Raw genomic sequence first — 12,457 nt, 5'->3', positions numbered from 1 at the left:
TATAATGGTCTCATAAATTAAGACACTTTTTCGGACAGTTTTTAATGAATCTGATATACTTAAACCAGTATGAAAGAAAGGATCCATTATCATGTCCAGACAAAGAAGAAATTTTAATGCCAAATTCAAATCAGATCTTGTAATTGAGCTGCTTAAGGGTGAGAAAGATCTCAATACCCTTGCAACTGAAAATAACATCCAACCAAATCTGCTCCGCAACTGGAAAAAAGAGTTCTTGAACAATGCTTCGGTTGTGTTCGACGACAAGCGTGAGGAAAACCTCAAAGAAAAGCTTGCCGAAGAGCGTAAGGAGAAAGCGGAGTATGCCAAAAAGGTTGGTCAGTTAACCATGCAGGTTGACTGGCTCAAAAAAAAATCTGAAGAAATTTGTGGACCTGACTACGAGAGTAAGTTTAGTCCAAAACCTTTTGACGACTAAGGAAATTCCGGCTTCTGTTGGCGCCAGGTTGCTTGACATCAACCGTACAAGCATTTATTACAAGGGTGCCCCTATTTCAGATGAGGAACTGGCCTGCAAAGAGATCATGGATCATCTCCATACAGATAATCCCACTTGGGGCGCAAGACAAATGTCTGCACAGTTAAAAACCCGTGGTTACCAGGTTGGACGCCGCAAGGCAAGACGCTACATGAATGAGATGGATATTTACCCGATTTATCCAAAGATGAATCTTTCCAAGCGAATGCAGCAGGCGAAAGTATGTCCATATCTTCTTCGTAATGCGGTCATAGACAAACCAAATCAGGCATGGTCTATTGACATTACATATATTCCGATCAAGCGCGGATTTCTGTATCTGACAGCCGTGATCGACTGGTATAGCCGTTGTATTGTCGGCTGGGAAGTGGATGACACACTTGATACCAGAATGGTTATCAGTGCCCTGAAAAAAGCTTTCAAAGTGGCAAAACCTCAGATCTTGAATTCAGATCAGGGTTGTCAGTTTACAAGTCAGCAATACATTGACTTTGTAAAGGAAAACGGTATCCGCCAGAGTATGGATGGAAAAAGCCGCTGGGCAGACAACATCATGATTGAGCGCTGGTTCCGCAGCTTCAAGTATGAGGAAGCCTATCTGACACAGTACAACAACATCAGGGAAGCAAGGGCTGCTATCAGACAGTATATCCACACCTACAACTTTGAGCGACGCCATTCTGCACTTGATTACCAAACACCGGCTGAATGCTACTATCCGGCAATGTTGATGCCATATGTAGCTTAGCATATATTGGATCTGGGGAGTGCTCCACTGTTCTCTCCATGTTCCTTGTAACTTGTCCACCATATCAGTTCATTATAAAAATCTTAGATTTTTGTCTTGACAACTGAGCCACTATATGACCGGAATAAATGGACATGCCCATACAAAGCAATGAAGAATAGGCAAAGTATTTATGTGCAGTCATAGATTTTTTGATTCCAGAATAAATGCATCCCAACATACAGAAAAGTGCGCCTAAGGACCAGTATTTATGTGATTTCATAATTTGATACCTCCTTTGATTTAACTGATTCAATCATAACGCTTTTTTACGAAAATGCAAAGAAAAACTTTGAATATAGTTCTGTGGAATTAGAACTTGGTTTTGCGATTCTGTATATTTAAGATATCCAAAAGTATACTAAATTCAGAACGATTATTCGTTCTGGAGGAGGTGTTACGATGGATTTGAAAGCAGTAGGACAGCGAATCAAATCAGCACGAGAAGCAAAAAATCTCACGCAAGAGGAACTGACTGCATTAGTAAATTTAAGTCCAACGCATGTGAGTGTAATAGAGAGAGGCTTGAAAGTTACAAAATTGGATACCTTTGTTGCAATTGCAAATGCATTAGATGTTTCAGCAGATACTCTTTTAATTGATGTTGTGGCACATTCAGTTACAGGTGTTACCAATGAGCTGACAGAAAAAATTGAAAAACTTCCGATCAAAGAATAGTAATCTCCTGAAAGAAAGCTTTTTGTCAGATTTTTTCAAAGAAAAATTAAATGATAACAATACATAGTTTTAACCATGATATTCTGAAAAATTTTATAGGAATGCTCTATCATCAAATTGACATAGGAATGTGGTAGCGTATAATTAGAATTGAATACACTGAAAAATGGAGAAATTACATGAAAGTACATAAATATTGGTCAGTAGTAGCTTTGATCACAATGATTGGGACTTTTTACATTGGATATAAAAAGCTAAAATCATGTCACAAATACTTTGCTTTTAGTTCCATGCTATGTATGGTAATGGTGATATATACAGGTCATAAAATGATTGCCGGGAATAGGAAAGAAAAGACGAGAAAAGAGAAAGTTACAGAGAGGGAGGAATAAATAATGCTGGAAGTAGGAATTAAAGCGCCCGATTTTGAGTTGCCAGATCAAAATGGGAAAACACATAGATTATCGGATTATACAGGAAAAAAAGTGATTTTATATTTCTATCCCAAGGATAATACAGCGGGATGCACGAAACAGGCATGTGGTTTTTCCGAGAGATACCCTCAGTTTACCGAAAAAGGTGCAGTTATTCTTGGAGTCAGTAAGGATTCTGTATCCTCTCATAAGAGATTTGAGGAAAAATATGGATTGGCATTTACACTTTTAGCAGATCCAGAGCGGAAAGTTATTGAAGCTTATGATGTATGGAAAGAAAAGAAAAATTATGGCAAAGTCTCTATGGGAGTAGTAAGAACCACATATCTTATTGATGAACAGGGGATTATTATAAAGGCAAATGATAAAGTCAAGGCTGCAGATGATCCTGAAAATATGCTTAAGGAATTAGATTAATGAAGATAATATTATCCCCTGCTAAAAAGATGATTACAGATACTGACAGTATAGAACCTATTGGCTTGCCGGAATTTATTGATAAGACAACAGAGATATTAAGCTGGTTGAGAGATAAGTCAAAAGAGGAACTGAAGGCTGTCTGGAAATGTAATGACAAGATTCTGGAACAGAGTTTTTATAGATTGGAAAATATGAACCTTTATCAGATGCTCACTCCGGCTGTCTTATCATATGAAGGAATTGCATTTCAATATATGGCACCATCTGTGTTTGAAGACAGGCATTTTGCGTATGTACAAAATCATTTAAGAATATTGTCTGCGTTTTATGGTGTTCTGAAACCGATGGACGGAGTAACCCTTTATCGTTTAGAAATGCAGTCAAGGGTCGGAATTGGAGATGCAAAAAATTTGTATGAGTACTGGGGAAACTTGTTATACCGTTCAGTGATTGATGACAGTAGGATTATAATCAATTTGGCATCAAAAGAATATTCTAAATGCATAGAAAAATATCTGACACCACAGGATAGATATATTACGATTACATTTTGTGAATTGTCTGGAAATAAATTAGTGACAAAAGGTACCTATGCTAAGATGGCTCGTGGAGAAATGGTCAGATTTATGGCAGAAAATAATATTGAGAATCTGGTGGAAATTCAGAAATTTGACAGGATTGGATATTCCTTTAGGTCTGATTTATCATCAGATTCAGAATATGTTTTTGAACGCGAAATAGAATTATGATTTAGATTAAAGGTTCCAGAACTGGGTATTTTTACAATAATAATAATTATTATTATTGACGACAGAATGAAAGTGATATATAATCCTTATTAAGAACTAGTTCCAATAAGGAGAGCTGATGACAAGTAGAAGAAATACCATTCAAAAAGATCTTGTAAGAAACGCTGTATGTGAAATGAAAAGACATGTTACGGCAAATGAAGTATATGAATTTGTAAAAGAATCCTGTCCTACAATCGGCAAAGGGACTGTATATAGAAATCTCGACATATTGGTAGAAGAAGGTGATTTAAGAAAAGTGGAAGTTCCGGATGGACCTAATCGGTTCGACCTTACATTAAAGAACCATTACCATGTGAGGTGTGTAAACTGCGGTGAGATTTCAGATGTGGATATGGATGAAATATTGGGCTTGCTAGAAAAAATTCATGATACATATGGAACGGACTTTTTAGAATATGACATATTATTTAAAGGTATTTGTCCGAAATGCCAGAAAAAGATAAAGGATAGGCAAATCTATTAAGCATTTATGTAAATAATGGCATGAGATTTTGAAAAAGTAGTAAAGAAAACGGAGGTAAAAGAGATGGCTACTAACAAGTACACAGGAACACAGACAGAAAAAAATTTACAGGAGGCATTTGCAGGAGAATCACAGGCAAGAAATAAGTATACTTATTTTGCATCCGTAGCGAAAAAGGAAGGCTACGAGCAGATGTCAGCATTATTTTTAAAAACAGCAGATAATGAGAAAGAGCATGCTAAGATGTGGTTCAAGGAATTAGCAGGAATTGGTGATACAAAAGAAAACTTAGCTGCTGCTGCAGAAGGAGAGAACTACGAGTGGACAGATATGTATGATGGCTTTGCTAAAACAGCAGAGGAAGAAGGTTTCCCTGAGCTTGCAGCAAAATTTAGAGCAGTAGGAGAAATTGAAAAGCACCATGAGGAGAGATATCGTGCACTTCTTAAGAATATTGAAACTGCTCAAGTGTTTGAGAAGAGTGAAGTGAAGGTATGGGAATGCCGTAACTGTGGACATATTGTAGTCGGAACAAAGGCTCCAGAGGTATGCCCGGTATGCAATCATCCACAGAGTTATTTTGAAGTACGTGAAGAGAATTATTAAGGGGGAATAGACATGGAAGTAAAATATTATGTATGTAAGCATTGTGGAAACATTATTGAAAAGGTAAAAGACAAAGGTGTACCTGTAATTTGTTGTGGAGAGCCGATGCCGGAACTGAAAGCCGGAGTAACAGATGCCGCAGTTGAAAAGCATGTACCGGTATATACACTAGATGGTAATCTGGTTCATGTTGTTGTTGGAGAAATCAAACATCCAATGCTTGAAGAACACTTTATTGAATGGATTACATTAAATACCAATCAGGGCGTTTATAGAAAACAGTTAAATCCAGGACAGGAGCCGGTTGCAGATTTCTGTCTTTGTGACGGAGAGCAGGTGGAGGAAGTATATGCATACTGCAATTTACATGGATTATGGAAATGTTAAAAACACTTGACATTCGTGCTAAGATTACAAAATAATTCAGAAACAACAGTAATATATGCTGTGTATTAATATATTTATAAGGAGGAACAAACTAATGAAATATGTATGTGACGTTTGCGGATGGGAATATGATGAAGAGGAAGGTTATCCTGAAGGTGGTATTGCACCAGGAACAAAGTGGGAGGATGTTCCGGAAGATTTTGAATGCCCATTATGTAATGTTGGAAAAGATCAGTTTTCAGAAGTTGAATAGAAGACTAAACTTGTTTTAAATATGGATGGATAAACCAAAACCCTGGTGCGTGAGCAACAGGGTTTTTTATTGCGATGTTTTGTGATGATATCACAGAAAATTCAGATGAAGCGAGTTATATTACAGGTGTTATACTAAGTGTAGATGGTATGGCAAGAAGTTAAGTCAATGTGGTATGGTGATGTCATCACAGAAAAGAAATAAAATTCAGATTATAATAAAGCCACAAAGAAATGATAGGGAGGATTATAAAATGACTGCAATTAATATCAATAAAAATAATTTTCAAAACGAAGTAATGAATTCTGATAAAACTGTCCTTTTGGATTTTTGGGCGCCTTGGTGTGCTCCTTGTCGTATGGTGGTTCCTATCATAGAGGAGATTGCAGGTGAACGCCCTGATATCAAAGTTGGTAAAATCAATGTGGATGAGCAGCCTGAACTGGCAAGTGAATTTAGTATTATGAGTATCCCAACTTTGGTGGTTATGAAGAATGGGAAGATCGTACAACAGGTTTCAGGTGCGAGACCTAAGAATGCAATTTTAGAAATGCTTTAAGGAGGAGGTGCACTAATGGGATTTTTTGATTTCCTTAAACAGGCGAATATTAATCAAGGGATAGAGGAATATAAAAGGACTGCTGGTGCAGTTCTGCTGGATGTACGTACTCCGCAGGAATATCAGGAAGGGCATATACCAGAAAGTAAAAATGTACCGTTACAACAACTTAACAATGTTGTTTCAGTAGTGAAGAATACAGAAAATCCACTGTTTGTATACTGTTATTCCGGAGCCCGAAGTCGTCAAGCAATAGGGTTGTTGCAACGAATGGGATATTCTAAAGTAAATAATATCGGTGGCATTGCTGATTATTCAGGAAAGGTGGAAAAATAAGATGAAGGTAATAATCATAGGCGGTGTAGCCGGAGGAGCTACAGCTGCAGCAAGAATACGAAGACTGGATGAACATGCAGAAATTACTGTGTTTGAAAGATCCGGATACATATCCTATGCGAATTGTGGGCTTCCATATTATATTGGAGACGTGATCACAGGCCCGGAAGAACTTACACTACAGACACCAGAGAGTTTTTTTAAACGCTTCCGTATTAACATGAAAATTCATCATGAAGTTATCTCCATACATCTGGATCGAAAAACTGTTTCAGTGAAAAATTTGGAGAATGATGAGATATTTGAAGAAAACTATGATAAGTTGATTCTTTCTCCAGGTGCAAAGCCAACACAGCCGAGACTTCCCGGAGTAGGTATTGATAAACTTTTTACACTTCGTACTGTAGAAGACACTTTTCGGATAAAGGAATATATTAATAAGAATCATCCAAAATCTGCTGTGTTGGCTGGTGGCGGTTTTATTGGTTTAGAGCTGGCAGAAAATTTGAGGGAGCTTGGCATGGATATTACAATTGTGCAACGGCCTAAGCAGCTGATGAATCCTTTTGACCCGGATATGGCATCCATGATCCATAATGAAATGAGAAAGCATGGGATAAAACTGGTACTGGGATATACAGTAGAAGGATTTAAAGAAAAAGACAACGGAGTGGAAGTTTTGTTGAAAGATAATCCATCCCTTCAGGCTGATATGGTAGTTCTGGCAATCGGAGTCACACCAGACACAGCACTAGCAAAAAAAGCCGGTCTGGAACTTGGCATCAAGGAAAGTATTGTGGTGAATGACAGAATGGAAACTTCTGTACCGGATATTTATGCTGCAGGTGATGCAGTTCAGGTAAAACATTATGTTACTGGCGATGATGCGCTGATTTCTTTGGCAGGACCAGCCAATAAACAGGGCAGAATCATCGCTGATAATATTTGTGGCGGTGATAGTCGTTACCTGGGCAGTCAGGGAAGCTCCGTTATAAAAGTGTTTGATATGACAGCAGCCACTACAGGTATCAATGAAACCAATGCCAAAAAGTCAGGATTAGAGGCAGATACAGTAATTCTTTCTCCTATGAGTCATGCCGGTTACTATCCTGGTGGAAAAGTGATGACCATGAAGGTGGTTTTTGAAAAGGATACGTATCGCTTGCTTGGTGCTCAGATTATTGGATATGAAGGCGTTGATAAACGTATTGATGTGCTGGCAACAGCAATCCATGCAGGGCTGAAGGCAACTCAGCTGAAAGATCTGGATCTTGCATATGCACCGCCATACTCCTCTGCCAAGGATCCTGTAAATATGGCTGGATTCATGATAGACAATATAGCAAAAGGTACCTTAAAACAATGGCATCTGAAAGATATGGATAAGATTTCGAAAGATAAAAGTGTTGTGTTGCTGGATGTGAGAACAGTAGATGAATTCAGTAGGGGGCATATTGATGGATTCAAAAACATACCTGTAGATGAACTGAGGGAACGAATTAGTGAAATTGAGAAAGGAAAGCCTGTGTATCTGATATGCCAAAGTGGTCTGCGCAGTTATATTGCCAGTCGTATTCTGGAGGGAAATGGTTATGAAACATATAACTTCTCCGGCGGATTCCGCTTCTATGATGCAGTGGTCAATGACCGTGCGCTGATTGAAAGGGCATATGCGTGTGGCATGGATTATTAAAAATAATCATAATATTTTTATAATTTTCTCGTAGTATAAAAAGATACTCCATTTATTAGAATGACTTTCATAATTCAGATAAATGGAGGATTCTTCTTTATATGTTATAGAAAAACAGTTTTATGACCTTTGAAGTGTTTTCAGTCTTTTTGAATCAAGGATTGTGATTTTGCCGCGGGAGAGTTTGACGAGACCCTCGCCTTGAAAGTATCGAAGCATTCGAGTGATAACTTCCCTGTGGGAACCAAGATGGTTTGCGATAGTTTCGTGAGTGATTTTCAATTCATTTGTTTCTTCGATAGAGGTCTCTTCTAAAAGAAATGAAGCAACACGCTTATCCAAACTCTTCCACATGATTTGTTCAATCAGCCACATGACATCAGAAAAACGGGTAGCCATTAACTCATTGGTATAGTTTGCGACAGGAGCAGAATCCTTCATGATGCCCTTATAGATTTCAGCAGGGATGATCCAAAGATCAGTATCTTTTTCTGCTTCAATGGTTACTTCAAATTGAATGGACCGTATGATACATGAGGCGGATAAAAGACACATATCCATATCGAACAGACGATAGAGTGTAATCTCTCGTCCTTCATCTGAAAGTATGTAAGTTCGAAGCTGCCCGGATTTAACCAGTAATAATCCAGTACAATCCAGGTTTCCGTTGTGAATGATCGTTCCCTTTTTTACCTCCTGTGTGATCAAATTGTCTGAAATTAATTTTTTCTGTGCTGTATTTAAGTCATTCCATAGTGGAAAATAGTTTTCGAAGCTCATAATAGTTATCTCCTTTATGAACATAGTATACTTACTTTTTTAAGATGCGTCAATTACATAATTGACATATGCCATAAATAAAAATATACTGACTATAGTACATGACGGTTGTAAATATGAGGGAGGGATAAATAATGCAGGGAGATGTCAGTTTGTCAGTTGGACAGTATGAACATACAGGAGAACGGGATCGATATTCGTATAGACATAGAACAATTTTGTCTGAGAATGTGCAAGGCAGCAAAGAGTTACTATGATAAAGTGAATCTGGAAAAAGACTTTAGTCTCTATAATACTCCAGTTATGGATTTTATTCAGGTAACACAAAAAAAGAAAGATGCTTCTATTATTGCACTGATTTGTGGCAATGAACGTTATGCAAAAGGATTAAAAGAAGCATTGCAGTTTATTTCAGAGCAGATCATGCTGTTTTATACACCGGAAAGAGCTAAAACAAAATTAGGCAAACATAAGCCGGATCTTTGGATTGTTACCGAAGATATGACGAGACAATCGAATCAGCCATGGCGTGCTGACAGGACAACACCTGTAATTTTAATCACAGGCAATCCTGATGCTGTTGAAATTAAAAAGGATCCTGGGAAACTAACTGTTCTTTCTATGCCATTATCGATAGTTAATTTGCGGAAAACCGTCAAAATATATGTGTCGTGAGGAGAAGTTTATGCTGTATATAACACTATCATTTGCATTCATAGTTGTATATTTGATGATGCTTATGCGGAGAGAGAAAGAAAAGATGAGTGAAATTAAAATACAAATGGATCAACTGCAAGCACAACATGATCAATTGCGGAAAGAAAGGGATCAGTTACAAGAACGGATGAATCATCTGGAAGAGCAACGATAACACTTACAAATGCAAACAGACCAGGCATTTCGGAGTGCTGATGAAATTGAGAGAATTTTCAACGAGATATGGCATCATACTAATACCATTCACCTTTACTCTTCGTTATCTGAAGAAGAAAGCAAAACTATAACAATGAAAGAAAAACAAAAAGAAATTATTCGAACAACTGAGGAGATTCTAAACATTATATATAAATATAAAGGTAATGTATAATAAAAATATGTTATTGTAGTTATTAGCGTTCAAGGTAAATTCTTATGTAATAGCAAGGTGTAAAATAGAAAAACATACACCTTATTTTACACCTTTTGCGGACGATATTATGCGAAAATAAACCAGGTTATGCCAGAAAAGAAAAATTCACAAAGGCTTACAAAGCCCGAAAAACTAAGAAATGCGAGGTTATGCAACAATGATAAAAGTACTTTTCATTTGCCATGGCAATATTTGCCGCTCAACCATGTCCCAATTTGTGTTCCAGGACATGGTCAACCGACACGATTTACAGAATGATTTTTATATCAATTCGGCAGCGACCAGCCGAGAGGAGATTGGCAATGGTCCGCATTATGGTACGATTCGTAAGTTGCAGCGGGAGAGCATCCCTGTGTTGGAGCATCGTGCGGTGCAGATGACCAGGAAAGATTATGATAATTATGATTATCTGATTGGTATGGATTCTGCTAATATTCGTAATATTAAGCGTATAGCAGGTGGTGATCCGGAGGGCAAAGTACACAAGCTGTTGGAATTTGCAGGATCAGATAGAGACATTGCAGATCCATGGTATACAGGTAATTTTGACGAAACCTACCGTGATGTGGTAGAAGGATGCGAAGCTTTGTTTAAAAAACTACAAAGATAATAGAAAAAATTGTCTATATAACGCAAATACTCCGGCCGAGAGGAGAGGCCAGAGCACTTGTTTAAAAGGATTCTATTGTATGAATAAAAGGATAATGATTCTAACAGGTAGTATGGTTGACTGCCAGAATCATGCGTCCTTGGACGCCGTTGTTGGCTTGCGATATCTTTCGTGTTTTCTTGTTAATTATTTGTCCATCGCTTTTATGGTTATATCTTATCATGAGGGTTCTTTGTTGTAAATGTCAAATTAATACAAACATTTTGCGATTTCTGAGCATTTTTTGTGAATGTTATAACAAATGGGATTGGTTGACTTGAAACACCCAATACAGTACAATTAACTCTATCAATAAAAGATTGAGGAAACTAAGATGAAATTAAGAAGAATGATAGCAATATGGGCTGCGAAATGTGCAGAGAAGGCAAGTGTAAAGATTTTTCACCGACAGGGTGTGACATGGGCTGGCAAGATTGCTCTGAAGATCTGCCCGAGTATTTTGTCGGATCTGGCTGCTCAGGTAAGAGGAGATATTTTTGTAGTATGCGGAACCAATGGCAAGACTACGACGAATAATATGCTGTGTGCAGCATTGGAAGCAGAAGGTAAGAAGGTGGTCTGTAACCACACCGGTTCGAATATGCTGAATGGTGTAGTGGCGGCGTTTGTGTTGGCTGCCGGATGGAATGGTAAGCTGGATGCAGACTGTGCAAGTATTGAGATTGACGAGGCATCTACCAGAAGAGTGTTTCCACATTTCAAGCCGGATTACATGGTGCTGACGAATCTGTTCAGAGATCAGCTTGACCGGTACGGAGAGATTGATATTACCATGAATCTGCTTCGCGAAGTGATGCAGACGGCTCCTGATATGAAAGTGATTGTAAATGGTGACGATGCATTGTCAGCATTTCTTGCTATGGATGCCGGCAATCCATACATTACTTATGGTATCAGTGAAAAAGTAGTGGAGGATAAGGATTCTCATGAGATCCGAGAGGGACGTTTCTGTAAGAAATGCGGTTCTCTGCTTCATTATAATTTCTACCATTACAGTCAGCTGGGGGACTACGCATGTACAGGATGTGATTTTAAACGCCCGCCGTTACGGTACAATGCAACGGATGTGCAGGTGGGGGATCAGCTGTCGTTTGTTGTAGAAGGACGTAAGATTACAGCGAATTACAAGGGCTTCTATAATGTATATAATATTCTGGCAGCTTACACTGCAGTGCGCAGTTCGGGACTTGACGCAGAGCATTTTAATGATATGCTTGCAAAGTTTAACCCGGAAAATGGACGTATGGAAGAGTTCCATATGAAAGGAACGAAGATTATCCTGAACCTGGCGAAGAATCCGGCGGGATTTAATCAGAATATTTCTGCGGTTATGCAGGACAAGACTCAGAAGGATATTATTATTGTGATCAATGACAATGCACAGGATGGTACAGACATTTCATGGTTGTGGGATGTGGATTTTGACCGATTTAAGGATGAGAACATCAATTCTATTACTGTCAGTGGAATTCGTTGTCAGGATATGCGCCTGCGTTTGAAATATGTAGATATTCCGGCAATGCTGAGTGCAGATGTAGAGAACGCAATCTGTGAACGTGTGGAAAATGGATGTGGCAATCTGTATGTATTGGTGAATTACACAGCGCTTTTCAGCACCAGAGTAGTATTGAAGAAATTGGAGGAACGGAAATAATGGAACAGAGAAAGATTACGATTGGACATTTATATCCGGATCTTCTGAATCTATATGGAGACCGCGGCAATATTGCATGCATGATGCAGAGATGTATCTGGAGAGGGATTGAAGCAGAGACGAAGGAATTTAATCTGGGAGATAAAATTGATTTTTCTGAAGTGGATATTGTGCTTCTTGGAGGCGGATCTGACAGAGAGCAGATGATCGTGTGTCAGAAGCTGCAGGAGATTCAGTCTGATTTTAAAGAATATGTGGAAGATGGGGGTGTGGTCATCGCAGTATGTGGCGGCTATC

At 38.3% G+C, this 12,457-nt stretch carries 18 protein-coding genes and 2 pseudogenes; 18 read left to right on the top strand and 2 right to left on the bottom strand.

Translation table 11 applies throughout. The features are described from left to right. Positions 1-91 precede the first annotated feature (91 nt). Positions 92-439 carry a transposase gene (locus OCV65_RS10905; protein WP_229097941.1) on the top strand — a complete coding sequence of 116 codons (348 nt, stop codon included), beginning with the start codon at positions 92-94 and terminating at the stop codon, positions 437-439. Further along, positions 429-1,247, top strand: coding sequence for an IS3 family transposase (locus OCV65_RS10900; protein WP_243257546.1), 819 nt, complete (start codon positions 429-431; stop codon positions 1,245-1,247). The genes OCV65_RS10905 and OCV65_RS10900 overlap by 11 nt, the downstream gene beginning before the upstream one ends. A gap of 64 nt (positions 1,248-1,311) precedes the next feature. Here OCV65_RS10900 and OCV65_RS10895 read toward each other — a convergent pair whose 3' ends face one another. Further along, on the bottom strand, positions 1,312-1,509 hold the full coding sequence (locus OCV65_RS10895) for a DUF6219 family protein (RefSeq protein ID WP_262582082.1): 198 nt from the start codon (positions 1,507-1,509) through the stop codon (positions 1,312-1,314). Between the two features lie 179 nt (positions 1,510-1,688). Here OCV65_RS10895 and OCV65_RS10890 point away from each other — a divergent pair, with 179 nt between their 5' ends. The 11 genes from OCV65_RS10890 to OCV65_RS10840 all read left to right on the top strand — a co-directional run bounded on the left by OCV65_RS10890 (position 1,689) and on the right by OCV65_RS10840 (position 7,927). Next, positions 1,689-1,964 (top strand): helix-turn-helix domain-containing protein, encoded by a 276-nt coding sequence (locus OCV65_RS10890; RefSeq protein ID WP_262582080.1) that lies wholly within the window; start codon positions 1,689-1,691, stop codon positions 1,962-1,964. A gap of 179 nt (positions 1,965-2,143) precedes the next feature. Next, on the top strand, positions 2,144-2,356 hold the full coding sequence (locus OCV65_RS10885; RefSeq protein ID WP_262582079.1) for a DUF6219 family protein: 213 nt from the start codon (positions 2,144-2,146) through the stop codon (positions 2,354-2,356). Positions 2,357-2,359: 3 nt separating this feature from the next. Next, the gene (gene bcp / locus OCV65_RS10880; protein ID WP_262582078.1) at positions 2,360-2,815 is read left to right on the top strand and encodes a thioredoxin-dependent thiol peroxidase; all 456 of its coding nucleotides are present in this window, start codon (positions 2,360-2,362) and stop codon (positions 2,813-2,815) included. After that, positions 2,815-3,567 carry a peroxide stress protein YaaA gene (gene yaaA / locus OCV65_RS10875; RefSeq protein WP_262582077.1) on the top strand — a complete coding sequence of 251 codons (753 nt, stop codon included), beginning with the start codon at positions 2,815-2,817 and terminating at the stop codon, positions 3,565-3,567. Before bcp ends, yaaA begins: the two co-directional genes overlap by 1 nt. Positions 3,568-3,685: 118 nt before the next feature. Beyond that, positions 3,686-4,093: a Fur family transcriptional regulator gene (locus tag OCV65_RS10870; RefSeq protein WP_262582076.1), complete on the top strand. Its 408-nt coding sequence runs from the start codon at positions 3,686-3,688 to the stop codon at positions 4,091-4,093. 63 nt (positions 4,094-4,156) lie between these two features. Continuing rightward, the gene (gene rbr, locus OCV65_RS10865) at positions 4,157-4,699 is read left to right on the top strand and encodes a rubrerythrin (protein ID WP_262582074.1); all 543 of its coding nucleotides are present in this window, start codon (positions 4,157-4,159) and stop codon (positions 4,697-4,699) included. A 12-nt stretch (positions 4,700-4,711) separates the two neighbouring features. Next, a complete protein-coding gene (locus tag OCV65_RS10860) occupies positions 4,712-5,086 on the top strand; it encodes a desulfoferrodoxin family protein (protein WP_262582073.1) in 375 nt (124 codons plus the stop codon). A gap of 94 nt (positions 5,087-5,180) precedes the next feature. Then, a complete protein-coding gene (locus tag OCV65_RS10855; protein WP_005339874.1) occupies positions 5,181-5,339 on the top strand; it encodes a rubredoxin in 159 nt (52 codons plus the stop codon). A gap of 253 nt (positions 5,340-5,592) precedes the next feature. Continuing rightward, positions 5,593-5,898: a thioredoxin gene (gene trxA, locus OCV65_RS10850; protein WP_138344518.1), complete on the top strand. Its 306-nt coding sequence runs from the start codon at positions 5,593-5,595 to the stop codon at positions 5,896-5,898. Positions 5,899-5,913: 15 nt separating this feature from the next. After that, positions 5,914-6,234: a rhodanese-like domain-containing protein gene (locus OCV65_RS10845; protein ID WP_262582069.1), complete on the top strand. Its 321-nt coding sequence runs from the start codon at positions 5,914-5,916 to the stop codon at positions 6,232-6,234. Position 6,235: 1 nt separating this feature from the next. Beyond that, positions 6,236-7,927: an FAD-dependent oxidoreductase gene (locus OCV65_RS10840; RefSeq protein ID WP_262582068.1), complete on the top strand. Its 1,692-nt coding sequence runs from the start codon at positions 6,236-6,238 to the stop codon at positions 7,925-7,927. Positions 7,928-8,047: 120 nt separating this feature from the next. Here the strand turns inward: OCV65_RS10840 and OCV65_RS10835 are convergent, their stop codons facing one another. After that, complete coding sequence (locus tag OCV65_RS10835; protein ID WP_262582067.1) at positions 8,048-8,707, bottom strand: Crp/Fnr family transcriptional regulator; 660 nt, start codon at positions 8,705-8,707, stop codon at positions 8,048-8,050. 159 nt (positions 8,708-8,866) lie between these two features. Between OCV65_RS10835 and OCV65_RS10830 the strand changes: the two genes are divergently transcribed. The 5 genes and pseudogenes from OCV65_RS10830 to OCV65_RS10815 all read left to right on the top strand — a co-directional run. After that, positions 8,867-9,382, top strand: a complete 516-nt coding sequence (locus tag OCV65_RS10830; RefSeq protein ID WP_317258822.1) for a hypothetical protein — start codon at positions 8,867-8,869, stop codon at positions 9,380-9,382. A gap of 611 nt (positions 9,383-9,993) precedes the next feature. After that, positions 9,994-10,446: a low molecular weight protein-tyrosine-phosphatase gene (locus OCV65_RS10825; protein ID WP_118382375.1), complete on the top strand. Its 453-nt coding sequence runs from the start codon at positions 9,994-9,996 to the stop codon at positions 10,444-10,446. Positions 10,447-10,450: 4 nt separating this feature from the next. Continuing rightward, positions 10,451-10,687 (top strand): annotated as a pseudogene (locus OCV65_RS13530) (CagY family CD-EC repeat-containing protein); the annotation flags it as partial. 132 nt (positions 10,688-10,819) lie between these two features. Continuing rightward, the gene (locus OCV65_RS10820) at positions 10,820-12,160 is read left to right on the top strand and encodes a Mur ligase family protein (RefSeq protein WP_262582066.1); all 1,341 of its coding nucleotides are present in this window, start codon (positions 10,820-10,822) and stop codon (positions 12,158-12,160) included. Further along, positions 12,160-12,457 (top strand): annotated as a pseudogene (locus tag OCV65_RS10815) (glutamine amidotransferase); the annotation flags it as partial. The gene OCV65_RS10820 and the pseudogene OCV65_RS10815, both read left to right, overlap by 1 nt.

This window comes from Dorea ammoniilytica, from assembly GCF_025567415.1.
GTDB lineage: Bacteria > Bacillota > Clostridia > Lachnospirales > Lachnospiraceae > Claveliimonas > Claveliimonas ammoniilytica.
Note: the sequence above shows the minus strand (reverse complement) of the source record. Positions and strands in the feature narration are given on the sequence as shown.

Excerpts from the sequence above, each read along its gene's own strand:
- OCV65_RS10905 (WP_229097941.1), top strand. The coding sequence starts at position 92 with ATGTCCAGACAAAGAAGAAATTTTAATGCCAAATTCAAATCAGATCTT.
- OCV65_RS10890 (WP_262582080.1), top strand. The coding sequence starts at position 1,689 with ATGGATTTGAAAGCAGTAGGACAGCGAATCAAATCAGCACGAGAAGCA.
- OCV65_RS10885 (WP_262582079.1), top strand. The coding sequence starts at position 2,144 with ATGAAAGTACATAAATATTGGTCAGTAGTAGCTTTGATCACAATGATT.
- OCV65_RS10835 (WP_262582067.1), bottom strand. The coding sequence starts at position 8,707 with ATGAGCTTCGAAAACTATTTTCCACTATGGAATGACTTAAATACAGCA.
- OCV65_RS10840 (WP_262582068.1), top strand. The coding sequence starts at position 6,236 with ATGAAGGTAATAATCATAGGCGGTGTAGCCGGAGGAGCTACAGCTGCA.
- bcp (WP_262582078.1), top strand. The coding sequence starts at position 2,360 with ATGCTGGAAGTAGGAATTAAAGCGCCCGATTTTGAGTTGCCAGATCAA.
- OCV65_RS10845 (WP_262582069.1), top strand. The coding sequence starts at position 5,914 with ATGGGATTTTTTGATTTCCTTAAACAGGCGAATATTAATCAAGGGATA.
- rbr (WP_262582074.1), top strand. The coding sequence starts at position 4,157 with ATGGCTACTAACAAGTACACAGGAACACAGACAGAAAAAAATTTACAG.
- yaaA (WP_262582077.1), top strand. The coding sequence starts at position 2,815 with ATGAAGATAATATTATCCCCTGCTAAAAAGATGATTACAGATACTGAC.
- OCV65_RS10825 (WP_118382375.1), top strand. The coding sequence starts at position 9,994 with ATGATAAAAGTACTTTTCATTTGCCATGGCAATATTTGCCGCTCAACC.
- OCV65_RS10860 (WP_262582073.1), top strand. The coding sequence starts at position 4,712 with ATGGAAGTAAAATATTATGTATGTAAGCATTGTGGAAACATTATTGAA.
- OCV65_RS10820 (WP_262582066.1), top strand. The coding sequence starts at position 10,820 with ATGAAATTAAGAAGAATGATAGCAATATGGGCTGCGAAATGTGCAGAG.
- trxA (WP_138344518.1), top strand. The coding sequence starts at position 5,593 with ATGACTGCAATTAATATCAATAAAAATAATTTTCAAAACGAAGTAATG.
- OCV65_RS10895 (WP_262582082.1), bottom strand. The coding sequence starts at position 1,509 with ATGAAATCACATAAATACTGGTCCTTAGGCGCACTTTTCTGTATGTTG.
- OCV65_RS10855 (WP_005339874.1), top strand. The coding sequence starts at position 5,181 with ATGAAATATGTATGTGACGTTTGCGGATGGGAATATGATGAAGAGGAA.
- OCV65_RS10870 (WP_262582076.1), top strand. The coding sequence starts at position 3,686 with ATGACAAGTAGAAGAAATACCATTCAAAAAGATCTTGTAAGAAACGCT.